This is a genomic window from Ruegeria sp. HKCCD6119 (assembly GCF_013110585.1).
GTDB lineage: Bacteria > Pseudomonadota > Alphaproteobacteria > Rhodobacterales > Rhodobacteraceae > Ruegeria.
Window position 1 is genome coordinate 40373 of sequence record NZ_WVQV01000001.1, and the last position, 23421, is coordinate 63793.

Consider the following 23421-nt stretch of genomic DNA (forward strand, 5'->3'; position numbering starts at 1 on the left):
ATCCCGGGGGTCTGGGGGCAGAGCCCCCAGCGTGACCCGACCTCACGCCCGCTCGAACCCGCGGGCAATTTCCCAATCCGTGACCACGCGTTCGAACTCCTCGATCTCGACCTCTGCGGCACGGGTATAGTGGTCGACGACGTCATCGCCCATGGCCGCGCGCAACATGACCGATCCGTGCAGCGCATCCCGCGCCGCACGAAGGTTGCCCGGGATCATGGCAGTCTCACCCTGATAAACGTCGCCCTTGGTCGGCGGTTGCAGATCCAGCCCTTCCTCGATGCCCGCGATCCCTGCCGCCAGCATGCCAGCCATCGCCAGATAGGGGTTCATATCTGAGCCCGGAATTCGGCACTCGACGCGTACGGCCTTGGTGCCGTCACCGCACAGGCGGAACCCGGCGGTGCGGTTGTCCACAGACCAGATGATCCGCGTTGGCGCGAAGGTGCCTTTCATGAAGCGTTTGTAACTGTTGATGTAAGGTGCCATGAAATAAGTGTAATCAGGGGCATATTTCAGCAGCCCAGCCATATAGCTTTTCATCAGCGCCGACATGCCCAGATCGTCCCCGGCGTCATAGAAGGCAGGCTGTCCATCCGCCCACAGTGACTGGTGCACGTGGGACGAGCTGCCGACTTTCTCATGGTGCCATTTCGGCAGGAACGTCGCTGCGTGACCATGTTGCCACGCGATCTCTTTCACAGCGTTCTTGGCGATCGAATGATACTCGGCCGTTTCCATCGCGGGCGCGTATTTGATGTTCAGCTCTTCCTGTCCGGTCTCGGCCTCACCTTTGGAGTTCTCAACCGGAATGCCCGCATCCCACAGATGGTTGCGGATCGGACGCATCACATGCTCTTCCTTGGTGGTCTGAAGGATGTGATAGTCTTCGTTATAGCCCGAGATCGGCTCCAGATCCCGGAATCCTTCCTTGCGGATCTGGTCAAAGCTTTTCTCGAACAGGAAAAACTCAAGCTCGGTCGCCGTCATGGCGTCATAACCCATGGCTTTCAAACGGCTGACCTGTTTTTTCAGGATTGAACGCGGCGCGTGCGGCACTTCCTCGTGCGTGTGATGATCCAGCACGTCACACATCACCATCACCGTGCCTTCAAGCCACGGCACCGGGCGCAGGGTGCTGAGGTCCGGTTTCATGACATAATCGCCATAGCCCCGTTCCCAACTGGTCGAGGCGTAGCCATCGGGTGTCGCCATCTCCAGATCGGTGGCCAGAAGGTAGTTGCAGCAATGGGTCTCTTCCCATGCGCCAGCCACGAAATGGCCCGCGTGAAAACGCTTGCCCATCAACCGGCCCTGCATGTCCACCATGCAGACCAAAACCGTATCAACCGAACCTTCGGATACCTGCGTTTTCAGATGTTCGAACGTGAGCATGTGCCACCTTTGTCTTTGCCGAAATCCTTCATCGGCCATTCGTTCTGTCAGACCCGCCCCCATGCAAGGGGCGGGTCGCTTGGCCAATTCTTAGCCGTAGCGGTAGGGCCGTCCAGCCTTGAGCATGTCGGCGTTGTACTGTTTGAAGATTTCAACAACCTTCGCCTTGGTTTCGGATTCGGCTGCGATCTCGTCCCAGAAGGCAACGGCCGCGGCTTCGACGGTTGCCCATTCTTCGTCCGGAATCGACGTCAGCTGCATCTTGTCTCCGTTGACGCGCAGGCTGGCTTCGCCGCCCCAGTACCACCACTGACGATAATAGTGCGACTGATCGGTGCAGACGCGGAACAGGGTCTGCAAATCTTCGGGCAGCTCGTTCCAGCGATCCATGTTGGCAAAGAACGAACCGGCCCAGGCGCCCGAGATGTTGTTGGTCAGGAAGTAGTTGGTCACATCCGCCCAGCCGACTGTGTAGTCTTCGGTGATGCCGGACCACGCGATGCCGTCCAGCTCTCCGGTTTGTACCGCGACTTCGATGTCTTCCCAGGGCAGGGTGACCGGCACAACGCCGAACTGCGACAGGAAGCGGCCCGCGGTCGGGAAGGTAAACACACGTTTGCCCTGAAGGTCTGCCAGGCTGTTGATCGGGTCCTTCGTTGCAAAGTGGCACGGGTCCCAGGCACCGGCCGAGATGTGCTTGACGCCGACTTTCGAGTATTCCTCGTCCCAGATCTCGTTCAGCCCGTACTGGTTGAACAGAACCGGCACGTCCAGCGAGTAGCGCGAGGCAAAGGGGAAATAGCCGCCGAACACGGTGACCTCGGTGGGCGACGCCATCGAGTCATCATCCGACTGCACGGCATCAATCGTGCCGCGCTGCATGGCACGGAACAGCTCGCCCGTCGGAACCAGCTGGTCGGCATAGAACAGCTCGATCTGCATCCGGTCTCCGGCGATCGTGTTGAACATCTTGATGGCCGGGTCGATCACGTGTTCGGCCAGCGCCGGGCCGGCATAGGTCTGCATCCGCCATCTGATGGTCGATTGCGCCAGTGCAGGCGTCGCCAGAGCAGCGGCGGGAGCGGCCGCAGCACCTTTCAGAAATGTACGTCTGTTCGTCATTCTCTCTCTCCGTTGGTCAGTTTCGATTGTGCGGGGATTGCCCGCGAAGCCCCGGTTTGATCCGGGATCATTTGTTGTAGATGTATTCAGGCAGCCACAGCGCGATCTGCGGGAATGTCATGATGATCGCCAGCGCCAGCGTCATCACCATCACGAAGGGCAGGATCGAACCGTAGATGTCGCGCAGCGATATCTCTGGCGGCGCCATCGCGCGCATCAGGAACAGGTTGTAGCCGAAGGGCGGCGTCATATAGGCGATCTGGGTGGTGATCGTGTACAGAACCCCATACCAGATCAGGTCGAACCCCAATGCACCCACGAGCGGCACGTACAAAGGCGCGACGATCACCAGCATGGCCGTATCGTCCAGAAACGTGCCCATCAGAATAAAGCTGAGCTGCATCAAGATCAGGATCACCCACGGGTTGAGGCCCAGCCGTTCGGTAAACAGGTTCTCGATTGCCCGAACGGCGCCCAAACCGTCGAAAACAGCGCCAAAGGCAAGCGCAGCCAGAATGATCCACATGAACATACAGGTGATGCCCAGCGTTGACCGTACAGACGTCTCGAAAACCTCACGTGTCATACGGCCCTTGAGGATGGCCGCGGCGAACGCCGTCAACGCACCGATGGCCGAGCTTTCAACAAGCGAGGTCCAGCCGTTGACGAAGGGCACCATCATCGCGGCAAAAATACCCAGGGGCAGCAGGCCCGCGCGCAACAGGCGCAGTTTCTCAGCCATGGGCACGTCGCGCTCCTCGGCTGACAAGGCGGGCCCTAACGCCGGGTTGATGCGGCAGCGGATCACGATGTAAAGGATGAACATTGCGGCCATCATTAGCCCGGGAAGCAGCCCTGCAAGCCAGAGCTGCCCGACAGGCTGGCGCGCGATCATCGCGTAAAGAACCAGCACGACGGAGGGTGGCACAAGGATACCCAATGACGATCCGGCTTGTATTACCCCGGTCACCATTTTCTTGTCATAGCCGCGTTTCAGCAGTTCCGGCAGCGCAATGGTCGCGCCGATGGCCATGCCTGCGACACTCAGCCCGTTCATGGCCGAGATCAGCACCATAAGACCGATCGTGCCAATCGCGAGCCCGCCGTTCAGGCCCCCCATCCAGACGTGGAACATCTTGTACAGATCGTCTGCAATTTTGGATTCGGCCAGAACATAGCCCATGAAGATGAACATCGGCAGGGTCAGCAGCGGGTACCATTTCATCAGCTTCATGGCGGCCGAAAAGCCAATGTCATAGCCGCCGCGATCCCCCCACAGAAACAGGGCGGCCATCACGGCGACAAATCCAATCGCGCCAAAAACGCGCTGCCCGGTCAGCAGCATCAACATCATGGTCGAAAACATTAGGATGGCGATCAATTCGTAAGACATCAGATCACCTCGCGCGGGATGTCATCGCCCCTGAGGCGCAGAATATCTTTGAACAGTTCCGAGATCGCCTGAAGCAACATCAGGAACAGACCCACGACCATGATGACCTTGATTGGCCACAGATATGGACGCCACGCGGTCGGGCTGCGTTCGCCATATTGCAGCGAATAGCTCAGCGAGTCGTATCCGCCGTAGATCATCACGCCCAGGTAGATGATTAGAAAAAGGACGGTGATCGCATCCGTCCACGCGCGACGACGGTCGGACCATTCGCCGTACAGAAGGTCCATGCGGACGTTGGACCCCATCTGGATCGAATAGGGGCCGCCCAGAATGTAATAGGCGACCATTGCGAACTGGGCCATTTCCAGGGTCCAAAGCGATGGCAGGAAAAAGGTTTTTGAAATCGAGGACCAGAGCAGAATGCCCATCATGGCGAAGATGCCGTACATGACGAAGCGTCCGATCCAGCGGTTCGTGCGGTCAATGACCGCCACATATCCCCGCATGAAATTCATCCCGATACCTCTGCTCTCATGGTTTCGCCTCTGCGTGCGATAAGTCTTGGATGACCGATTGCAGAATTGGCGTCAGCAATCCCGCAATGCGGTTCACGCCGTCTGCTGTGTCGATCAGATCGTTTCGAACTTCGATCATGACATTTGGAAGCCCTCGCCGGACCGCGTGTTCGCGCAACGTGTGCGTGACGCCATCCGTGGCCGAGTAAGGTTCGTTCAAAGCCACGCGCAATCCCGAGCTTTCCGCGTGGCTCAGCATCAGCTGCGCGGCGCGGTCGTCTTCGTCATGAAGAATCCCCAGCTCTACCGTTCGGGGGGTTCCCTTGTAGACGGGCGTGAAACTGTGGATCGTGATGACAACCGGAGGTTCGGGCCGTTCGTCCAAAGTGGATGAAACCAGTGTTTTGAAAGGTTCATACACGTCGCGAACCCGCTGGGCGCGCTGAGCATCTGTCAGGTTCATGTTTCCGGGAATGGAAAACACTTCGCTGACCTGCGGCATGGCATCGTCGCGTTCGGGCGGGCGGTTGCAGTCATAAACAAGGCGACTGACGCGCGAGTGGACCAGCGGCGCATCCAAAGCGCCCATCAGCTCCACCGACAGGTCCAGCGCGCCGATGTCCCAGGCCGCGTGTGAGCTGGCCGCCGCCTCATCCAGCCCCAATCCATCCAGCGCGGCCGGAATAAATCGGCTTGCATGTTCGCATATCAGCACGGCAGGCGCGCAACCGTGCGCATTGAGCACGCGGGCTGCCGGGGCTTCGGTCGGCAAAAGCAATGATGACTCGGTCTCGTGACGCATAGGTAGCATTTGTTACAGCAACTTCTCACCTGTCAAGAAAATTTCTGTAGACAAAATTTCAAACGAACATATTCTGTAACAAATTCAAGAAACGAGAGCGCCGATGGCCACCGTTGCCAAACTTGTCAAACAGCGGATTCAGGATGAGCTGGACGATCTGACACGGTCTGAACGTCAATTGGCCTCGGTCCTGTTGCAGGATTATCCGATGGCCGGTTTGCAATCGATCACCAAGCTGGCCGCTGCGGCGCAGGTTTCGACCCCGACCGTCATTCGCATGGCGCGCAAGCTTGGGTTTGACGGGTTCCCCGACTTGCAGGATGCGCTGCGCGAAGAGGTTGCGGCGCAGATCAAAAAGCCGATCTCGAAACGGGACGCCTGGGTTGTGGATGATGAGGCAGAACATCCGACAACGCGCTTCGCCCAGGCCGTATGGACCAACATGCGCCACACGCTGGAACGTCTGGACAAAGAGATGTTCGATGCCGTCGCGCGTCTTTTGGCCGAGACAGAGCGCCATCTTTACGTCGTTGGTGGCCGCATCACGCGGTCAAATGCGGATTACCTGTTCAATCACATGCAGATCATCCGGCCCAACGTGACGATGCTGGGCAATTCGGCGAATGTCTGGCCGCAATACCTTTTGGATATGGATAAATCATCCGTTCTGGTGATCTTCGACATCCGCCGCTACGAGGCGCATCTGGAGAAGCTGGCACAGGTTGCCTCGGGCCGCGGCGTCACCGTTGTTCTGTTTACGGACCAATGGGGATCGCCGATCGGAAAGACCGCCAATTATTCCTTCCACGCATTGGTCGAGGCGCCTTCCAGTTGGGATTCGACCATTGCCTTGCAGTTGATCTCGGAAACGCTGATTGCCGAAGTGCAGGAGGCGCGTTGGGAAGAAAGCAAGGAGCGGATCGAAGAACTGGAGCGGTTCTTTTCCTCGACCCGGATATTTCGCAATCAGGACTGACGGGCCGAGCCGTGTCGGAAAAATTGCGCCACTAAATTTGCCACTTCCGGCTTGACGATCCCGAAAGCATGACTTAACCAGCGCAAACCATTTGCGGGTATAGCTTAATGGTAAAGCCCCTGCCTTCCAAGCAGGCTATGTCGGTTCGATTCCGTCTACCCGCTCCACGCCTTCCCTGAAATTCTGCGTCAAATGGCCCTTTCGACCTGCCGATTGCGGTTGTGATGCTTGACCATACCTGCCGCTACCTCCAAGAAAGCGGTCACTCAGTACGGTTCAGGACACAAGGGCCAGACATGGCAAGACAAGCCGCCAGCAAGCCAACGCATACCGCCGCGCCCGGAGCTTCCGAGGAACGCGCCCGTTCAAAGAAGATTGGGGTTCTGGCCTCGCTTTGGCCGTTCATGAAACCCTACAAATTCCTGATGGTCGGCGCGACGCTGGCGTTGATTCTGACGGCCAGCATGACCCTCACGCTGCCATTGGCGGTGCGGCGCGTGGTCGACAATTTCCGGATTCAGGATGGAGAGCTTCTGGATTGGTATTTTCTGGCCGCGCTGGTCATCGCTGCCGTTCTGGCCGTGGGCACCGGTATTCGGTATGCGCTTGTGACCCGTCTGGGCGAACGGGTGGTGGCCGATATCCGCAAGGCGGTGTTTGATCGGGTCATCGGTATGAGCCCGGAATTCTATGAGCGAATCATGACCGGAGAGGTGCTGAGCCGGATCACCACTGACACGACGCTGATCCAATCTGTTCTCGGCTCGTCCGTGTCCATTGCCCTGCGAAACATGCTGATGTTCATTGGCGGACTGGTTCTGATGCTGCTGACATCCGCCAAGCTGACCGGGTTGGTGTTGTTGCTGATCCCAGTGGTCATCGTGCCGATCCTTGTACTTGGTCGCCGTCTGCGCGTGATCAGCCGCGAGAATCAGGACTGGATCGCGGCCTCGTCCGGCAACGCGGGTGAGGCATTGGGCGCGGTACAGACCGTTCAGGCATTTTCTCATGAACTGGCCAGCCGCCAGCAGTTCAGCGAGATGACCGAGACATCTTACGCCGTCTCGCTGCGCCGTATTCAAACCCGCGCGGTGCTGACCGTCATCGTAATTTTTCTGGTCTTTTCCGGCATTGTCGGCGTTCTGTGGATGGGTGCCAATGACGTACGCAATGGCGTGATGACCGAAGGTGTTCTGATCCAGTTCGTCATCTATTCGATCATCATGGCGGGTTCGGTCGCCGCCCTGTCCGAAATCTGGAGCGAACTTCAGCGTGCGGCGGGGGCCACCGAACGTCTGGTCGAGCTACTGCATGCAGAAGATACCGTGACCGACCCTGCCAATCCCAAAGCGCTTCCCAAGAACATTCAGGGCGAAATCCGGTTTGAAGATGTCAGCTTCCGCTATCCCGCGCGGCCCGATACGGTTGCACTGGATCATCTGTCGCTTCTGGTGAAACCTGGCGAGACGGTCGCATTCGTCGGGCCATCCGGGGCGGGAAAAACAACCGTGATCCAACTGATCCAACGGTTCTATGATCCGAACTCGGGCCGCGTGACGCTGGACGGTCTTGATCTGCGCGACATCAACCGGTCTGATTTCCGCCGCCACATGGCTCTGGTGCCTCAGGATCCTGTGATCTTTGCCGCATCCGCGCGGGAAAACATCCGCTTTGGCCGTCTGGACGCCTCGGATGCAGAAGTTGAGGCCGCCGCGCGGGCCGCTGCCGCGCATGATTTTATCGCGGCCTTGCCGCAAGGATATGACAGCTTTGTCGGCGAACGCGGTGTCATGCTGTCTGGGGGGCAGAAGCAGCGTATTGCCATTGCCCGCGCAATCCTGCGCGACGCGCCGGTTCTACTGCTGGACGAGGCGACTTCGGCGCTGGATGCGGAAAGCGAACGCGCAGTGCAGGGCGCGGTGGACAAGATGCGCGCCGGCCGCACGACCCTAATCGTCGCGCACAGATTGGCGACCGTTAAGAAAGCCGACCGCATCGTCGTGCTGGAGGAAGGCCGCATCGTGGCACAAGGCCGCCATGAGGATCTGGTGTCTCAGGACGGGCTGTATGCACGCCTTGCCCGGTTGCAGTTCACCGATGGTGTCGCCGCAGAATAAGAGTGACGCTCCGGCACTTGCGAATTCGCCGTAGCGTCATTCTACATTTTACTCCCCTTGAAGGCTAAGGCCTCGCTTGCGCGAGGTTCGTTTTGCTTCCATCTTGGTTGCGAACAACAAGCCCGCGCAAAACTCGGGAGAATAATACGGGAGGAACCACATGGCCTTTGTGGGTTTGGAAGACAAGAAGCGCATGGAACAGGAAATGCCGTGGGAGGATCGGGATTTGCCTGTCACCTTCCACCAGCTTTTGTCGCGCACCGCAGGGAAGTTCCCCAACCACAATGCCATGAGCTTCCAACTGTTCTCGGGCCCGAAGGACAAGGCCGAGACCCTGACCTGGTCGCAACTTCTGGCTCAGGTCAACCAGGCGGCGAACCTGTTCCGCTCGCTGGGTGTGGGTGAAAAGGACGTGGTCGCCTATGTGCTGCCCAACTGCAACGAGACACTGGTCACGATGATGGGCGGCGCGGTTGCGGGGATCGTGAACCCGATCAACCCCTTGCTTGAACCGGAACAGATTGCCGCGATCCTGCGCGAGACCGGCGCCAAGGTCGTGGTGACGCTGAAATCTTTCCCGAAAACAGATGTCGCGCAGAAGGTCGAAGAGGCGGTGCGCCACGCACCCAAGGTCAATACCATTCTGGAAATCGACCTGAACCGGTATCTGACCCCGCCCAAATCATGGCTGGTGCCGTTTCTGCGCCCCAAGATGGGCGACAAGGAAAAGCTTGCCCATGCGGATTACAAGAACTTCCACACGGAACTGGCCAAGCAACCGACGAAGCTGACCTTTGAAGACAGCAAGGAAGATCGTGTCGCCTGTTATTTCCATACCGGCGGTACCACGGGTATGCCGAAGGTGGCGCAGCACAAGTATTCCGGCCTGATCTACAACGGCTGGTTAGGGAACACGCTTCTGTTTGACGAAAACGACGTCATCATGTGCCCGCTGCCCATGTTCCACGTTTTTGCGGTGCATGTGATTGTGATGGCGGCCGTATCATCCGGTGCCCATGTGGTTTTCCCGACGCCACAGGGATATCGCGGCGACGGGGTGTTCGACAATTTCTGGAAGCTGATCGAGCGTTGGAAGGTGAGCTTCATCATCACCGTGCCAACCGCGATTTCAGCCAAGATGCAGCGCCCGGTCGATGCCGATATCTCAAGCGTAAAAACGGCCTTCTCGGGCTCGGCTCCGCTGCCCGTGGAACTGTTCCGCCGCTTTGAAGAAGCGACCGGCGTCACCATTGTCGAAGGGTACGGTCTGACAGAGGCCACGTGTCTGGTTTCGTGCAACCCGGTGGATGGTGAGAAAAAGATCGGATCGATCGGTATTCCGTTCCCCTATACAGACGTCAAGATCTTGCAGGATGGGCCAGATGGACCGACCGAGTGCGACACTGATCAAATCGGTGAGATCTGCATCTCGAACCCTGGTGTTTATGCGGGCAATACTTACACTGAGGCCGACAAGAACGTTAACCTGTATCACTTCGACAAGTACCTGCGCACGGGCGATCTGGGGCGCTTCGACGAAGATGGATATCTCTGGATCACCGGTCGCGCCAAGGACCTGATCATTCGTGGCGGTCACAACATCGACCCTGCCGAGATCGAAGAGGCTTTGCTGGGTCACGAGGCCGTCGCTTTTGCCGGTGCCATCGGCCAGCCGGATGCGCATTCCGGTGAAGTTCCCTGCGCCTTTGTCGAGCTGGTCGAGGGCGCGTCTGTCACCGAGAAAGAGCTGATGGATTACTGCAAGGTTCACGTGCATGAACGCGCGGCGCAACCCAAGCACATGACCATTCTGGATGAGCTGCCCAAAACGGCCGTTGGCAAGGTGTTCAAGCCTGATCTTCGGAAACAGGCCATCACTCGTATCTACAACGGTGCCCTCGAGGATGCCGGTTTGGCGGCGCGAGTGGTTTCTGTCATTGATGATAAGAAACGCGGCCTCGTCGCGCAGCTTGACGCGAACGGATCTTCGGAAGACGATGTTGCAAAAGTGCTGGGCGTATACACCCGGCCATGGGAGTGGTCTGAATAAGCCGGAGGGACAATGGACTATGAACGCCTGATCGACGAAGAAACCTGGGCGTTCATACGTCGCACGGCCGAAAGCTATCCCGATGACGCTGTCGAGCTGTCGATCGAGGATCAGCGCCGTGTCTATGACACCATGTGTCAGGACTTTCGCCAACCACGCCCGGCTGGCGTGGAAACAGAAGACCGAGCGGCCGATGGTGTTCCGGTTCGAATTTACTCTGCCGGGCAACCAACCCGAACCGTCATCTATTTTCATGGTGGCGGTTTCGTTGTTGGTGGTCTGGAAAGTCACGACGATGTTTGCGCTGAATTGTGCGCCCAAACCGGGTATCGGGTCGTCGCCGTCGATTACCGGCTGTGCCCTGAACATGTGCACCCGGCACAGTTTGACGACTGTTGGAGCGCTGCAAACTGGGCCGCAAACGAATTCGGAGACCCTTTGATTTTGGCCGGTGACAGCGCCGGTGGAAATCTGGCTGCTGCTGTATCCCACTACGCGCGCGGCCGTTTGGACGGGATTCTTGGGCAGGTTCTGATCTATCCGGGCCTCGGAGGGGACCGCAGTCAGGGGTCCTACCAGGAACATGCCCAGGCCCCCTTGCTGACGCTGGACGAAATCAGGTTCTATGAAACCATCCGATGCGCGGGCGATCCGCCCCAGGGCGATCCGACCTATGCGCCATTGCAGGACAGTGACTATTCAAACCTGCCACCGACCGTGGTTGTAACGGCTGATTGCGATCCGCTGCGTGACGACGGGCAAGTTTATTGCAGTCGGATCAATGCGGCGGGCGGGCAGGCACACTGGATCAATGAATTCGGTCTTGTGCACGGATATCTGCGCGCACGAACTGCGGTGAAACGTGCGGCCGACAGTTTTGAGCGTATTTCGGTTGCGATAGAAGCGCTGGGGCAGGGGATCTGGTCCTACGACTGATGCAGTGAATTGAAGGCTCAGGTCCTTTTGGGGCCTATATGCCGAAAACCGGCTGGCTGTGGTAAGCTCACTCAAATTTTCCAAGGAGATCTTACCTTATGGCCGACCCCTTTCAGAACGTCGATGCCGCAGGGCCGGAATTCATCAAGCTGTTTGCGGATTCGATGGACCAGCGGCAAGCGGACCCGACGATGGAACAGATCGTTGCCGCGTATCTGGGCCACCTGAACGTCACGGATGCATCGACGGTTGTTGAGGTTGGCGCCGGTGCAGGCGCCGTTACACGTCGCATCGCATCACACTGCCACCCGGCGAACGTCATAGGTTTCGAGCCTTCGCAAGGATTTGTCTCGGAAGCCAGCACTCGGGCCAAAGAGCATTCGAACCTGACTTTCAAGGTTGCCGACGGTGCCGCGCTTCCGCTGGAGGATGATGCCGTCGATGCGGTCATCATGCACACGGTGCTCACGCATGTAGAAGACCCCAAATCGTTGGTTGCCGAGGCCTTCAGAGTGCTGAAACCCGATGGGATCTTGATCGTCTGTGACGCTGATTTCTCAAAAGCGACCTTCAGTGCTTTTCCGAATGATCCACTGGATATGTGTGCAAAGGAATTTGTACGCGAGTTTGTGACCGATCCTTTTGTCGTCGCAAAACTCAGGTCAATGATTTCCGATGCCGGACTTTCCGTGCAACATTTCGACGTGCAGAGCAGAGTTGTCTCGACACCCGAGCAGATGTTGCCTTGGGTCGACCTGACCACCAAGCAAATGTACGAGCGGGGTGATATCGGAAAAGAACTGGCAGAGGGGCTTGTGGCCGAGCACGAAAGACGTGCTCGAAACGGGTCACTTTATGGATATCAGGTGTTTGCGACAGTGGTGGCTGCGAAGGCCGTATAAGTGACCCCGAAGCTGCGTGCGCATTACCGCAGAAACGGTTCGGCCTTCATTGTCTCAGCAATGGGGGCACCCATTCGGCTCAGGATGGTCGGGGCCAATTGCAACTGGCTTATGACGGTATCTGAGTCTGGCCCTTCGGCGTCGCCGAAATAGTACAGCGCCGTTTCCTGTTGCAGCGGGCCGCGCCCGCCGTGGTGCCCACGCTCGTCCTGGCCGTGATCCGCGGTGACGATCACTTCATATCCCAACTGGCGCCAGCGGGGGATGAAAGGGGCGAGCATTTCGTCGGCGACAAAGCAAGCGTGATCCATTTCTTCACAATCGTGGAAGAAACGGTGGCCCATACTGTCCAGCGTGCAGGTGTGCAGAATGCCATAGCCCAGCCCGAAACGCAGGCACAGATTGGTCAGAGTGGCATACAGGTCGACATCGGATGGCGTCATCTGGTTGGCTTTACCATAGCCCGTCATGCTGTGAAAACGGCCATGGTTGATCGTCGCGCTTTCGGGTTCGTCATATTCGATGTCGCGGACGTAATCGAAGGGATGACGGTTGAAGAATTGCGACCAATAGCTGTGTGTGACCGCCCCGGTCACACCACCGGCTTCACGCACCTGGCTGAACACGTCCTTGTGGTTCAGCCGGAAGACGTTTCCATTTCCGGTGCAGCCATGCTCTTGCGGCGTCACGCCGGTGTGGATCGACGCATAGCAACTGGCCGATGTCGAGGGCAGCACGGCATGCAGTTTCCAGACGCGTGCTTCTCCGCTGTCGACCCAGCCTTCGAGATTGCCGAACAGGCGGCGAAAGTTGCGATAGGGGACACCGTCCAGAATGATAAGGAGTAGCTTGCGGTCCATGTCGAGGCCCTTTGAGAGACATTGCATTCCGGCGACCCTAAGAGATTCGACGTCCTCGGGCTGCCACTTTGCGCCCCCAATAGCAAAATCCCGACACCTGTCTTCACACAAGGTGCCGGGATTTCAAACCTTCATCGAAATGTCACGAACCGGATCAGTTGCCGGCGCTTTCCATCTTGCGATGGGCGACAACCTCTTCCAGCCAGCCCAGGTGCATTTCAGGCACCGAACTGAGCAGCAGGTCAGTATAATCGTCGAAGGGCGGGCTCAGCACCTGGCTCTTCGAGCCATAACGGGCCACGCGACCCTGATACATCACCGCGATGCTGTCGCTGATCGCGCGGACCGTCGCCAGATCATGGGTGATGAACAGATAGGCCACATCTTCGATCTTTTGCAGGTCCAGCAGCAGCTTGAGGATCCCGTCTGCCACCAGCGGATCCAGAGCCGAAGTGACCTCGTCACAGATGATCATCTTGGGCTTGGCTGCCAGTGACCGGGCGATACAGACACGCTGTTTTTGACCTCCGGACAGTTCCGCAGGATAGCGGTCGATGAACTTTTCGCCCAACTCGATCTCATCCAACAGCTCGATGATCCGCTTGCGCTTTTCAGCGCCACGCATGTTGAAATAGAACTCCAACGGGCGGCCGATGATGGTGCCGACGGTTTGGCGTGGGTTCATTGCCACGTCTGCCATCTGATAGATCATCTGCAACTCGCGCAGATCCTCCCGAGAACGCCCCGCAAGGTCCGGCGACAGCGTGCGACCGGCAAAACGGATCTCGCCATCGCGCGGCGGCAACAGGCCGGTGATCACCCGGGCCAGCGTGGATTTGCCCGAACCGGATTCGCCCACGACCGCCAGCGTTTGCCCCGGATGAAGCTCGACATTGACGTTGTGCAGCACGTCGAAGTTCAGCCCCTTGTAGCGCGCGGTGATCCCGTCAACGGTAAGCAGCGGTTCCGGTGTGGGCTGCTTTTCTTCGTGCTCGATCGAACGCACCGAGACCAAAGCCTGAGTATATTCTTCCTGTGGGTTGTTGATGATCTGATCGGTGCTGCCGTATTCGACTGTGTCACCCATCCGCAAAACCATGATATCGTCGCTGACCTGCGCAACCACGGCCAGGTCATGGGTGATGTACAAAGCGGCAACACCGGTGTCGCGTATGGCATCCTTGATCGCCATAAGAACATCGATCTGGGTGGTAACATCCAGCGCCGTGGTCGGTTCGTCGAACACCACCAGATCGGGTTCAGGACACAGTGCCAATGCGGTCATACAACGCTGCAACTGACCGCCCGAAACCTGGTGCGGATAACGGTTGCCGATGTTGTCAGGGTCAGGCAAACCCAGCTTTGCGAACAGCTCGCGCGCGCGGGCCTCGGCCTCTTTGCGCGAAAACTTCTTGTGCTCGACAGCCGCTTCGACAACCTGATCCATGATCTTCTTGGCCGGGTTGAACGACGCGGCGGCAGATTGCGAGACATAGGCAACCTCGCCCCCGCGCAGATTCCGAATATCGCCATGCGATGATTTCAGGATGTCGCGCCCGTTGACCCAGACTTCGCCGCCGGTGATTTCAACGCCACCCCGGCCATAGGCCATCGAGGCAAGACCGATGGTGGATTTCCCAGCGCCGGATTCACCGATCAGACCCAATACCTTGCCGCGCTCGAGGTCAAAGCTGACCCCGTGCACGATTTCGATGTCATGGGGTTTCTCACCCGGTGGGTAAACGGTTGCACCGATCTTGAGGTCACGGACCTTGAGAAGGGAATCACTCATCCCCGACCTCCTTTCAGCGATGTAGTACGGTTCAGGATCCAGTCAGCCACAAGGTTGACCGAGATCGCGAGCGTCGCGATGGCCACCGCGGGGTACAGGGCCGCGCCAATGCCATACACGATGCCGTCCTTGTTTTCCTTCACGATGCCACCCCAGTCGGCCAGCGGCGGTTGAACGCCAAGACCCAGGAAAGACAGGGTAGAGATGAACAGCACCATGAAGATGAACCGCAGGCCGAACTCGGCCACCAGCGGTGACAATGCGTTCGGCAGGATTTCCCGGAAGATGATCCATGTCCGCCCCTCACCACGCAGTTTCGCGGCTTCGACATAATCCATCACGTTGATGTCCACGGCGACGGAGCGCGAAAGGCGATAAGGGCGTGTCGCATCCAGAAGGCCCATGACGAGGATCAGGATCGGGACAGTTACCGGAACGATGGCCAGAATGACCAGCGCAAGGATCAGGGTTGGGATCGACATGATCAGATCGACCGTCCGGCTAAGCGCCTGATCCGCCCAACCGCCCAGAACGGCGGCCAGAAGACCAAGCGATGTACCGGTCAAGAAGCTGAGCAATGTCGCGGCGGCGGCAATGAAGATCGTCGTGCGCCCGCCATAGATCATGCGGGTCAGCAGGTCGCGGCCGATATTGTCGGTGCCCAGCAGGTGTTCGGCGCTGGCCGGCTCCCATACATCGCCGACCACTTCTGCCATCCCGTAAGGCGCGATCAACGGGGCAGCAATGGCCACGAAGAAATAGGCGCCGGTGAATATGAGGCCAATCAGAGCCGAAAGAGGGATGTTTTTCATTTCGGATGCCTCAGTCTTGGGTTGGCGAGGATCGAGACGATATCCGCGACCATGTTCAGGCCGATGTAAACAGCCGCGAATACCACGCCGCAGGCCAGAACAACCGGCACGTCACGCTTGGTCACTGCGTCCACAAGGTACTGCCCCATGCCGGGATAGACGAACACGACTTCAACCACGACGACGCCAACAACGAGGTAGGCGAGGTTCAGCATGACAACGTTCACGATGGGTGAGATTGCGTTGGGAAAGGCATGCCGCGCGATGACCTGAAATGTGCTCAGGCCCTTGAGTTCGGCCGTTTCGATATAGGCTGATTGCATGAGGTTCAGAATTGCAGCGCGGGTCATCCGCATCATCTGCGCGAGGACCACCAGTGTCAGAACGAAGGCCGGCAGCGCAATCGCGTTCAGCTTTTGCCAGAACGACATCGAGTCGTTGATCATCGCAAGCGAGGAAAACCATCCCAGTTTGACCGAGATATAGTAGATCACGACGTAGCCGATCAGGAACTCGGGGATGGAAACCGTTGTCAGCGTGACGGCGGAAATCAGTTTGTCGGGCCAGCGATTGCGGAACCGGACAGCCAGCAGACCCAGAAAGATCGCAAGCGGGACGGATACGATTGCCGCGACACAAGCCAGGAACAACGTGTTCCCGAGGCGTTTTCCGATGCTCTCGGCAATATCAAGCTTGTTGGTCAGCGATTGGCCAAGGTCGCCCTGAACGATGCCGCCCAGCCATTCAAAATAACGGGTCAGGGCCGGGCGGTTCAGGCCCATTTCTTCGCGAAGGTTGGCCAAGGCCTCGGGGGTTGCGGACTGCCCCAGGACGGCTTGCGCGGCGTCTCCGGGAAGAGCTTCGGTCAGGCCAAAAATCAAGGCCGAAGCGCCGAACAGCAATAGAATTCCCAGCGCGAGGCGCTGGGAAACCAGTTTTATGATAGGATGCATTATCCGATGCCCGTATCAGACGAACCACATTTTGCGGGACATGTTGCCGTTCATCATTTCCTGTGTCGGGTCGCTTTCCCAACCATCCAGTTGGTTGCTGACACCTTCAACAAAATCGTTGAACATCGGGCAAATCAGACCGCCTTCATCACGGACCATGCGGCCCATCTGGCTATAGATGCCCTTGCGTTTCTCGACATCCAGTTCTGCACGAGCCGCGAACAGCAGGTCGTCAAATGCCTGAACTTTGAAACGTGTATCGTTCCAGTCAGCCGTCGACAGATACGCGGTCGAGTACATCTGGTCCTGCACCGGACGACCGCCCCAGTAAGAGGCGCAGAAGGGCTGCACATTCCAAACCTCGGACCAGTAGCCGTCATTCGGCTCGCGCTTGATTTCCAGCGGAATTCCAGCCTGGGCCGCTGTCTGTTGGAACAGGGCTGCAGCATCCACCGCGCCAGGGAAGGCGCCGTCTGCAACACGAAGGACAATCGGCGAGCCGTCATGACCGGACTTCTTGTAGTGCTCGGCTGCTTTTTCCACGCTGAACTCGCGCTGTTCGATTGTCTCGTCAAACAGTGGATAGGCTGCGTTAATCGGCATGTCGTTACCGATCGAGCCATAACCGCGCAGTACTTTGTCCACCAGATCCGCACGGTTGATGGCATACTTCAGGGCCGTGCGCAGTTCGTTGTTGTCGAACGGTGCGGTATCGCAGTGCATGATAAAGACATAGTGGCCGCGGCCAGCGGTCGAGTGCACGGTCAGATTGGGTGCGCGCCCCAGCAGGTCCGCGACCTTTGGTTCAACACGGTTGATGGCGTGGACCTGACCCGATTGCAATGCAGCGGTACGCGCAGTTGCGTCATTGATAACCACAACTTCAACACTGTCGAAGTTACCAAAATCAGAGTTCCAGTGGTTCTCGTATTTTGTGAACAAGTGGCGCACACCGGGTTCGTCCACTTCCACCTTGTACGGTCCGGTTCCGATACCTGCTCCGGGATTGTCCATGCCGCCATCGGGCTGAATGATCAGGTGGTAGTCGGCCATCAGATACGGAAGGTCAGCGTTTGGCTCGGACAGAGTGACCTGGAAATTGTCGCCATCGGCTTTCATTGACTCGATGCCCTTCATGATACCAAGGGCACCGGACTTGGAGTCTTCGTTCGAGTGGCGCTGCATTGTCTTCAGCACGTCCTCGCTGGTCATGGTTTTGCCGTTGTGGAATTCGACACCCTGACGCAGTTTGAAGGTCCAGACCTTGGCATCCGCGCTGCCTTCGACGCTTTCCGCCAGGCGCGGTTCGATGGACCCATCGGGTGCAACTTCTACAAGCTGGTCGCCAAACTGCTTGCCGTTCTGGAACGGAACCGAGCTGGCATAGGTCGCCGGATCCAGCGAGTTGGTCGACTCACCGCCTTGCAGACCGAACTTCAGATCACCACCCTTTTTCGGGCCTGCTGCGCGTGCTGCGTCCGCGAACATCGTGCTGGCCACGGCAGCCGAAACGCCCAGGGCCGCGGCTTTCCCCATGAATTCGCGGCGAGTCATCTTCCCGGCTGTGACCTGACCGGCCATATGCGTTATTTGTTCATTCATTGAGTGTTCTCCCTATTGAGTGGTTCCAGCCCCTTTGGGGGCTTTTTGTTGACGCATGAGTCAACGTTGGCTTATTTCCGCGAACCGGGCAAGGTTATTTCTCTTAAATACCGAAGGCCAAAGCCATCGCTTTGTTGTCCGGTGTGCGGTAATTGCTGAGTGGGTGTTCAGGTACATTCTGCATCTTCGGGTAGTTTCCGGTCGATTGCGGGCCAAAGCGGCATGATAAGCGTCAAATCATCCACGTATCGCGACAACCAGGTCCATGACATTGGTGCCGGTTGGTCCGGTTGTCAGCAGGCCGTGCGCTTTTTCCAGGAATGATCCGCTGTCGGCTTTGTGAAGAGCGCGTTCGGCGCCATCACTCCAAGTCTTTCCTGTTATGATTCCACCCGCCGCATTTGTCGGGCCATCCGTGCCGTCGGTGCCGCCCACGATCACCGCAAGATCCGTCTGCCCCGCGATCTCTTTTGCCAAAGCAAGCGCAAGGGCTTGATTTCTGCCGCCACGTCCCGGGTGATCAGGCAAGACCACGGTCGGTTCTCCGCCAAAGATCATCACGCCCTTTTCCATTCCACGCAGCAAGGGCCCAAGACGCGCCGCGACCTGCAAATAGTCGTCGTGCAGAGCCTCATCATTGATCAAGACCCTCAGCCCCATTATTTCCGCTGCTTTGGCAGCGGCACTGCGGGCATGCGCGTTCGAAGCAACGATCCGGGTGCTGGCGGCAAAGGAATGATTGTCGGGCAATGCTCCGATTCCCGAACCGATGACGTTCAGATCGTCTCCGGGCACATCCGATATCGCCAGAACAGTGGCGCGGTCTCCGGCGAAATGGGACAGCAGGCCGCCGCCCTTGATGCGCGACAGCTTGCGCCGCTCGGCATTCATTGCGCGGATATCCAGCCCTTTGGACAGCAGTTCGCGGTTCAACGCCTCGAGATCCGCCAGCGATGTTCCGGGAAGCAGGTCTTCGGCCAGGGATGACGCGCCGCCCGAGACCAGCAGCAGAACATGTGATCCGGGCCCCATCTGATCCATGGCCAGGCGCAGCGCCCGCCCGCCCGCCACGCTGCGGTCGTCCGGAACGGGGTGTGATGCTTCGATCACCTCGACCCCAGCCGGCAGGTCGTGGCCATGTCCGTCTTTGGTGACCACAAGCGTGGGGATGGCGCCGAAATGTTCCAGCGTAGCCCGCGCCATGGCTGCGGCGGGTTTGCCCACGGCCAGAATACGGTCTGGTTTCGGGACATCAGGCAAGGCGGCCAGGGTGGCCTTATACCCGCCGACGGCATCAACACCGGCCTGCCACAACCTGACAGCTTGCTTTTCAATATCCATCAATTCTCCACCCAGATCGTGACCGGCCCGTCATTTACAAGCTCAACCGCCATGTCCGCGCCGAACTGTCCGGATTCCACCGCGATCCCCTGCGCGGCAAGGTGCTCTGCGAAGACCTTGTACAATTGCTCTCCCAACTCGGGCGGGGCCGCGTTTGAAAATCCGGGACGATTGCCGCTGGAGGTGTCCGCCGCCAGTGTGAACTGGCTTACCACCAAAGCAGAGCCTTCAACATCCAGAAGCGAGCGGTTCATCTTGCCGGCGTCATCCTTGAAAATCCGCAGTTTTGCGGCTTTCTCGGCCAATTTTTCTGCCTGTGCCTTGCTATCGCCCTGCATGGCGCAGACAAGAATCATGAGCCCGGGACCAGTTTTGCCGATGACGGTGCCTTCGACCGACACTTTGGCCTGTGTCACCCTTTGCAGCAATGCGCGCACTTGGTTCCTCCCCCGAAACGTTGAGCCTGCCTGAGCGACGGTTTAGCCGCGCCAGTCCACAAAGTCACCCAATGCCGCGCGTTCCGTACGGAAGCTGTTTGCAGGATGATCCATATCCGAATAGCCAAAGGAAATTGCGCACAAGATCAACCGGTCATCGGGGATCTGAAAATACTGATGCAAAAACGGGCTGTACGCCGCCAATGCCGCTTGCGGGATGGTCGCCACGCCCAAAGCCTGAGCGGCGAGCGCAAAAGCCGTGACAAAGCCGCCGCAATCCATTGCACCATAAGGTCCCAGCTCTGCCGGGCTTGAGATGATGGCACAATGTGGTGCGCCAAAAAGGGCGAAGTTCTGCATCATTTGCTGCGCCGATCCTTTACGGTCCCCCCGTTCTACGCCAACCGCGCGGTACAGCGCCCAGCCGCACGTCCGGCGGCGGTCTTGATACACGCCGGAGTAGGAAACGGGAAAAGGAAGATCGGGGGCCGGCGTGCCGTTCCTGGCTTCGTTTGACATCGCGTCGCGGAACCTGTCGGTTTCGTCTCCGCTGGTGATGACCAATTGCCAAGGTTGCGCATTGCACCAGCTCGGCACCCGGGACGCGCTGGTCACGATCTGTTCGATGTCACCACGTGGCACCGGGTCAGGCCGAAAGGCGCGGCAGGAATGGCGCGCAGTCAGAAGCGTGTTCAGATCGGCCAGGGTCACGTCGTCTTCTCCTCCGGGGCAGCCGGCGGCAGGATGGGTGAGAAGCCGGGGATGTTCAAGGGGTTCCGCCGCACAGATTTTGGCTGCGGCCCCCGAAGGTCATTGCTGTCCGGTCGCCATGAGGTATCCGGTGCCTGCCGCAACCAGCAGGCCAAGCACAACGGCTATCGTGACCTTGATTGCCGACCAGGGGCGTTCTCCCTGAACCCGGCCGGTCCGGCCGTTCACCACGAAACGATAGGTCTGACCGCGATACTTGTACGCCGCCAACCAGACCGGCAGCAGGATATGCTTGAACGTGACATCGCGCACATCGGTGTCCACTGCATGGATGCGTTGCCTGTCGCCCCCAATATCAAACCGCACGTCCCGCTCGATCACGCGGGCCATATAAGCGCGTGCCTCGGCATATCCATCTTTCAGCTCGACCGTATAGGCCTCGGCCCGAAAACCGGCGAGGTACTCTGGCTGGTAGGGTTCCAGAGCCGGGAGATCCCAAGGCTCCAGAGCATCCGTGTAAGCCTTGGGCAGGGACCTTGAGGCCAACACCAACACGTCGTCAAAAAACCGCGCCACCCGGCCGGACTTGGGCGTCCAGCGGACCTTGGGCACCTGTTGTTGCACCCGTTTGCCATCCCGCATGACGGTGCGGGTTTCATAGTAGACTATTCCGCGCTCTCCGCGATAGGCCGACTTCGTATCGGCGTCGAAGGTCCAGTAGGGCACATAGATGCCCTGCATCCTGCGGCCCTTGCGGGCATAGTCCTTGAGCCCGTTCGGCGCGAACCACAGCCGCCCCAGCCAATCGCTCATCGCCCTGTGGGCCGAGCGTTCATCCAGAGCAAAGGGCAGAACACCCTTCGGTTTGATATGCCGGTTCACCCCGGTGTCGGTCACAACCGGAGTGGCGCAGAACGGGCATTCCGCAGCATGGGTGTTGGGGTCGAATTCAACCTGCGCCGCACAGTTCGGGCAGGACAGAACCCGCGTCTCTTCGATTTCGCTGTCGGGCAGGCGGTCGGCGATGGCAGCGTCGAAATCCAGCTCGCGCAGGCTGGCGCCGCCCCAGGGGCCGGCACCGATCGGTTCGGAATGGCCACAGTGATCGCAGATCAGCGTGCCGGATTTTGGATCGAACCGATAATCGGCGCCGCACTGGTCACACGGGAAACGATGTTCCGCGAAATCAGGCGATGGGGCAGGGGCATCCGTCATGCTACGCTCAGTCCTTGAGAGGGAAGTAGAGATAGTCCGCGCGGTCTTCCGCAGGCAGGACATGCGGCAGCATCGCGGCCTCGCAGGCCCCGATCGTCTTGAAGTTTTTACGCCCCTCAGCCAATGTCAGGCCGTGATTGGCCGCCGAAGGCTCGCGCAGGTTCGTGTCATATTGGATGTCCTCGTCTTCCCAGAAACAGATCGGGCAGATCAGGTACTTTCCACGTTCCGAAAGGGTGACATAGTCGCAGCAGGTGCAGACGAAATGCGGTTCGGGCCGCGTTCTGCGCCTGCCCTTTTTCGAACGCTTTCCAAGGCCGGCCATGCGGTGCCCTCATGCGCCGGGCGGGGGCGGAGGCAGAATGGTGAACAGCTGCGCCAGTTCCTGCACCTCACCCGCCTTCTTCCAGCCGTCCTGACCGGGCGTCCACACGTAGGTGTCGCGCGTGATCTCGCCCTCACTGGCCATGCGGCCCATCTTGGCCTTCGAGAACGGGCCGCTGGTCTGTCCGTCCACCGCAATGTGCCAGACATGCTCGACCGGCGGCGGAGGCGGCGGGGCCACATGTGCGGCCGGTTGCGGGGCAGCGGGCGCGGGCGCGCCCCACGGGCCTGACGACTGACCCGCTGCCATGTTCGACATCTGGTTCGCCATCGCCATGCCCATTCCCATACCAAGGCCAGCGCCCATGCCGCCGCCTCCGCCCGGGGAACTGGCTGCCGCCGTCATCGCCTCGGCCGCGGAATACTGGGTGAACTTGCCCAGATCCCCCGCCAGACCCATCGAGGTGCGCTTGTCCAGCGCCGCCTCGACCGCCGGAGGCAACGAGATGTTCTCGATGTAGAATTCCGGCATCTCCAGCCCATAGCCGTCCAGTACGGGCGAGACCTCGGCCGCGATCAGCTTGCCCAGATCGGCGGTGTTTGCAGCCATGTCCAGAACCGGGATGCCCGAGCCCGCGATCACTCGGCTGAATTCCTGCACGATGATGTTGCGGATCTGAAAGCTAATCTCGTCCATGGTGAACTCACCGTCGGTGCCCACGATCTCGACCAGGAAACGGGCCGGGTCCTTCACCCGGATCGTGTAGGTGCCATAGGCGCGGATCCGGGTGGGGCCGAATTCGGGATCGCGCAGCATGATCGGGTTCTTGGTGCCCCATTTCAGGTCGTTGAACCGGGTCGTGTTGACGAAATAGATCTCGGACTTGAACGGCGACTGGAACCCGTGATCCCAATGTTGCAGCGTCGTCATGATCGGCATGTTGTTGGTTTCAAGCATGTAGAGGCCCGGCGTGAACACGTCGGCCAGCTGGCCTTCATGCACGAATACGGCCGCCTGGCCCTCGCGCACGGTCAGCTTGGCGCCATACTTGATCTCGTGGCCCTCACGTTCGAACCGCCAGACCATCGTGTCACGGGTGTCGTCCACCCAATGAATGACATCAATGAATTCTCCGGTCAGAAAATCGAAAATTCCCATCTGG

Annotated in this window: 21 protein-coding genes and 1 tRNA gene; 6 read left to right on the forward strand and 16 right to left on the reverse strand. The window is 58.8% G+C overall.

Translation table 11 applies throughout. The features are described 5' to 3' along the window. Window positions 1-42: 42 nt before the first annotated feature. The 5 genes from GS611_RS00210 to GS611_RS00230 form a co-directional block, all read right to left on the reverse strand. Window positions 43-1395: a glutamine synthetase family protein gene (locus GS611_RS00210; protein WP_171205338.1), complete on the reverse strand. Its 1353-nt coding sequence runs from the start codon at window positions 1393-1395 to the stop codon at window positions 43-45. Between the two features lie 90 nt (window positions 1396-1485). Further along, window positions 1486-2517: a TRAP transporter substrate-binding protein gene (locus GS611_RS00215; protein ID WP_170343589.1), complete on the reverse strand. Its 1032-nt coding sequence runs from the start codon at window positions 2515-2517 to the stop codon at window positions 1486-1488. A gap of 67 nt (window positions 2518-2584) precedes the next feature. Further along, the gene (locus GS611_RS00220; protein WP_171205339.1) at window positions 2585-3910 is read right to left on the reverse strand and encodes a TRAP transporter large permease subunit; all 1326 of its coding nucleotides are present in this window, start codon (window positions 3908-3910) and stop codon (window positions 2585-2587) included. Beyond that, entirely contained in the window at window positions 3910-4428 is a 519-nt protein-coding gene (locus GS611_RS00225) for a TRAP transporter small permease subunit (protein WP_171630769.1), read from the reverse strand. Before GS611_RS00225 ends, GS611_RS00220 begins: the two co-directional genes overlap by 1 nt. Before the next feature lie 16 nt (window positions 4429-4444). Beyond that, window positions 4445-5230, reverse strand: a complete 786-nt coding sequence (locus GS611_RS00230; RefSeq protein ID WP_253284937.1) for an N-formylglutamate amidohydrolase — start codon at window positions 5228-5230, stop codon at window positions 4445-4447. A gap of 103 nt (window positions 5231-5333) precedes the next feature. Here GS611_RS00230 and GS611_RS00235 point away from each other — a divergent pair, with 103 nt between their 5' ends. The 6 genes from GS611_RS00235 (at window position 5334) to GS611_RS00260 (ending at window position 12211) form a co-directional block, all read left to right on the forward strand. Then, window positions 5334-6206 (forward strand): MurR/RpiR family transcriptional regulator, encoded by an 873-nt coding sequence (locus GS611_RS00235; protein WP_171630773.1) that lies wholly within the window; start codon window positions 5334-5336, stop codon window positions 6204-6206. A gap of 93 nt (window positions 6207-6299) precedes the next feature. Beyond that, a tRNA-Gly gene (locus tag GS611_RS00240) sits at window positions 6300-6373 on the forward strand. Window positions 6374-6502: 129 nt separating this feature from the next. Further along, window positions 6503-8323 (forward strand): ABC transporter transmembrane domain-containing protein, encoded by a 1821-nt coding sequence (locus GS611_RS00245; RefSeq protein WP_171630775.1) that lies wholly within the window; start codon window positions 6503-6505, stop codon window positions 8321-8323. 160 nt (window positions 8324-8483) lie between these two features. Next, complete coding sequence (locus tag GS611_RS00250) at window positions 8484-10373, forward strand: acyl-CoA synthetase (protein ID WP_171630777.1); 1890 nt, start codon at window positions 8484-8486, stop codon at window positions 10371-10373. Window positions 10374-10385: 12 nt separating this feature from the next. Continuing rightward, the gene (locus GS611_RS00255; protein ID WP_171630779.1) at window positions 10386-11309 is read left to right on the forward strand and encodes an alpha/beta hydrolase; all 924 of its coding nucleotides are present in this window, start codon (window positions 10386-10388) and stop codon (window positions 11307-11309) included. A gap of 98 nt (window positions 11310-11407) precedes the next feature. Further along, on the forward strand, window positions 11408-12211 hold the full coding sequence (locus GS611_RS00260; RefSeq protein ID WP_171630781.1) for a methyltransferase domain-containing protein: 804 nt from the start codon (window positions 11408-11410) through the stop codon (window positions 12209-12211). Between the two features lie 23 nt (window positions 12212-12234). On the opposite strand, the gene GS611_RS00265 is transcribed toward GS611_RS00260, so the two are convergent. From GS611_RS00265 to GS611_RS00315, 11 genes are all read right to left on the reverse strand, one after another. Beyond that, window positions 12235-13071, reverse strand: a complete 837-nt coding sequence (locus GS611_RS00265; protein WP_171630783.1) for an alkaline phosphatase family protein — start codon at window positions 13069-13071, stop codon at window positions 12235-12237. Between the two features lie 154 nt (window positions 13072-13225). Then, window positions 13226-14863, reverse strand: a complete 1638-nt coding sequence (locus GS611_RS00270; protein WP_171630785.1) for an ABC transporter ATP-binding protein — start codon at window positions 14861-14863, stop codon at window positions 13226-13228. After that, window positions 14860-15675: an ABC transporter permease gene (locus GS611_RS00275; RefSeq protein ID WP_171630787.1), complete on the reverse strand. Its 816-nt coding sequence runs from the start codon at window positions 15673-15675 to the stop codon at window positions 14860-14862. The genes GS611_RS00270 and GS611_RS00275 overlap by 4 nt, the downstream gene beginning before the upstream one ends. Further along, window positions 15672-16628, reverse strand: a complete 957-nt coding sequence (locus GS611_RS00280; RefSeq protein WP_152458791.1) for an ABC transporter permease — start codon at window positions 16626-16628, stop codon at window positions 15672-15674. The genes GS611_RS00275 and GS611_RS00280 overlap by 4 nt, the downstream gene beginning before the upstream one ends. Before the next feature lie 15 nt (window positions 16629-16643). Next, window positions 16644-18230, reverse strand: coding sequence for an ABC transporter substrate-binding protein (locus tag GS611_RS00285; protein ID WP_171167064.1), 1587 nt, complete (start codon window positions 18228-18230; stop codon window positions 16644-16646). Between the two features lie 237 nt (window positions 18231-18467). Further along, window positions 18468-19571 carry a glycerate kinase gene (locus GS611_RS00290; protein ID WP_171630789.1) on the reverse strand — a complete coding sequence of 368 codons (1104 nt, stop codon included), beginning with the start codon at window positions 19569-19571 and terminating at the stop codon, window positions 18468-18470. Further along, a complete protein-coding gene (gene dtd / locus GS611_RS00295; protein ID WP_171630791.1) occupies window positions 19571-20008 on the reverse strand; it encodes a D-aminoacyl-tRNA deacylase in 438 nt (145 codons plus the stop codon). Before dtd ends, GS611_RS00290 begins: the two co-directional genes overlap by 1 nt. A gap of 42 nt (window positions 20009-20050) precedes the next feature. Next, on the reverse strand, window positions 20051-20719 hold the full coding sequence (locus tag GS611_RS00300; RefSeq protein WP_171630793.1) for a nitroreductase: 669 nt from the start codon (window positions 20717-20719) through the stop codon (window positions 20051-20053). A gap of 99 nt (window positions 20720-20818) precedes the next feature. Continuing rightward, complete coding sequence (locus GS611_RS00305) at window positions 20819-21934, reverse strand: TFIIB-type zinc finger domain-containing protein (protein WP_171630795.1); 1116 nt, start codon at window positions 21932-21934, stop codon at window positions 20819-20821. Between the two features lie 7 nt (window positions 21935-21941). After that, complete coding sequence (locus tag GS611_RS00310; protein ID WP_171630797.1) at window positions 21942-22259, reverse strand: CPCC family cysteine-rich protein; 318 nt, start codon at window positions 22257-22259, stop codon at window positions 21942-21944. A gap of 9 nt (window positions 22260-22268) precedes the next feature. Then, window positions 22269-23417: an SPFH domain-containing protein gene (locus tag GS611_RS00315; RefSeq protein WP_171630798.1), complete on the reverse strand. Its 1149-nt coding sequence runs from the start codon at window positions 23415-23417 to the stop codon at window positions 22269-22271. Window positions 23418-23421: the final 4 nt, after the last annotated feature.

Coding starts and splice junctions, on each gene's coding strand:
- GS611_RS00210 (WP_171205338.1), bottom strand. CDS start 1,395: ATGCTCACGTTCGAACATCTGAAAACGCAGGTATCCGAAGGTTCGGTT.
- GS611_RS00215 (WP_170343589.1), bottom strand. CDS start 2,517: ATGACGAACAGACGTACATTTCTGAAAGGTGCTGCGGCCGCTCCCGCC.
- GS611_RS00220 (WP_171205339.1), bottom strand. CDS start 3,910: ATGTCTTACGAATTGATCGCCATCCTAATGTTTTCGACCATGATGTTG.
- GS611_RS00225 (WP_171630769.1), bottom strand. CDS start 4,428: ATGAATTTCATGCGGGGATATGTGGCGGTCATTGACCGCACGAACCGC.
- GS611_RS00230 (WP_253284937.1), bottom strand. CDS start 5,230: ATGCGTCACGAGACCGAGTCATCATTGCTTTTGCCGACCGAAGCCCCG.
- GS611_RS00235 (WP_171630773.1), top strand. CDS start 5,334: ATGGCCACCGTTGCCAAACTTGTCAAACAGCGGATTCAGGATGAGCTG.
- GS611_RS00245 (WP_171630775.1), top strand. CDS start 6,503: ATGGCAAGACAAGCCGCCAGCAAGCCAACGCATACCGCCGCGCCCGGA.
- GS611_RS00250 (WP_171630777.1), top strand. CDS start 8,484: ATGGCCTTTGTGGGTTTGGAAGACAAGAAGCGCATGGAACAGGAAATG.
- GS611_RS00255 (WP_171630779.1), top strand. CDS start 10,386: ATGGACTATGAACGCCTGATCGACGAAGAAACCTGGGCGTTCATACGT.
- GS611_RS00260 (WP_171630781.1), top strand. CDS start 11,408: ATGGCCGACCCCTTTCAGAACGTCGATGCCGCAGGGCCGGAATTCATC.
- GS611_RS00265 (WP_171630783.1), bottom strand. CDS start 13,071: ATGGACCGCAAGCTACTCCTTATCATTCTGGACGGTGTCCCCTATCGC.
- GS611_RS00270 (WP_171630785.1), bottom strand. CDS start 14,863: ATGAGTGATTCCCTTCTCAAGGTCCGTGACCTCAAGATCGGTGCAACC.
- GS611_RS00275 (WP_171630787.1), bottom strand. CDS start 15,675: ATGAAAAACATCCCTCTTTCGGCTCTGATTGGCCTCATATTCACCGGC.
- GS611_RS00280 (WP_152458791.1), bottom strand. CDS start 16,628: ATGCATCCTATCATAAAACTGGTTTCCCAGCGCCTCGCGCTGGGAATT.
- GS611_RS00285 (WP_171167064.1), bottom strand. CDS start 18,230: ATGAATGAACAAATAACGCATATGGCCGGTCAGGTCACAGCCGGGAAG.
- GS611_RS00290 (WP_171630789.1), bottom strand. CDS start 19,571: ATGGATATTGAAAAGCAAGCTGTCAGGTTGTGGCAGGCCGGTGTTGAT.
- GS611_RS00305 (WP_171630795.1), bottom strand. CDS start 21,934: ATGACGGATGCCCCTGCCCCATCGCCTGATTTCGCGGAACATCGTTTC.
- GS611_RS00310 (WP_171630797.1), bottom strand. CDS start 22,259: ATGGCCGGCCTTGGAAAGCGTTCGAAAAAGGGCAGGCGCAGAACGCGG.
- GS611_RS00315 (WP_171630798.1), bottom strand. CDS start 23,417: ATGGGAATTTTCGATTTTCTGACCGGAGAATTCATTGATGTCATTCAT.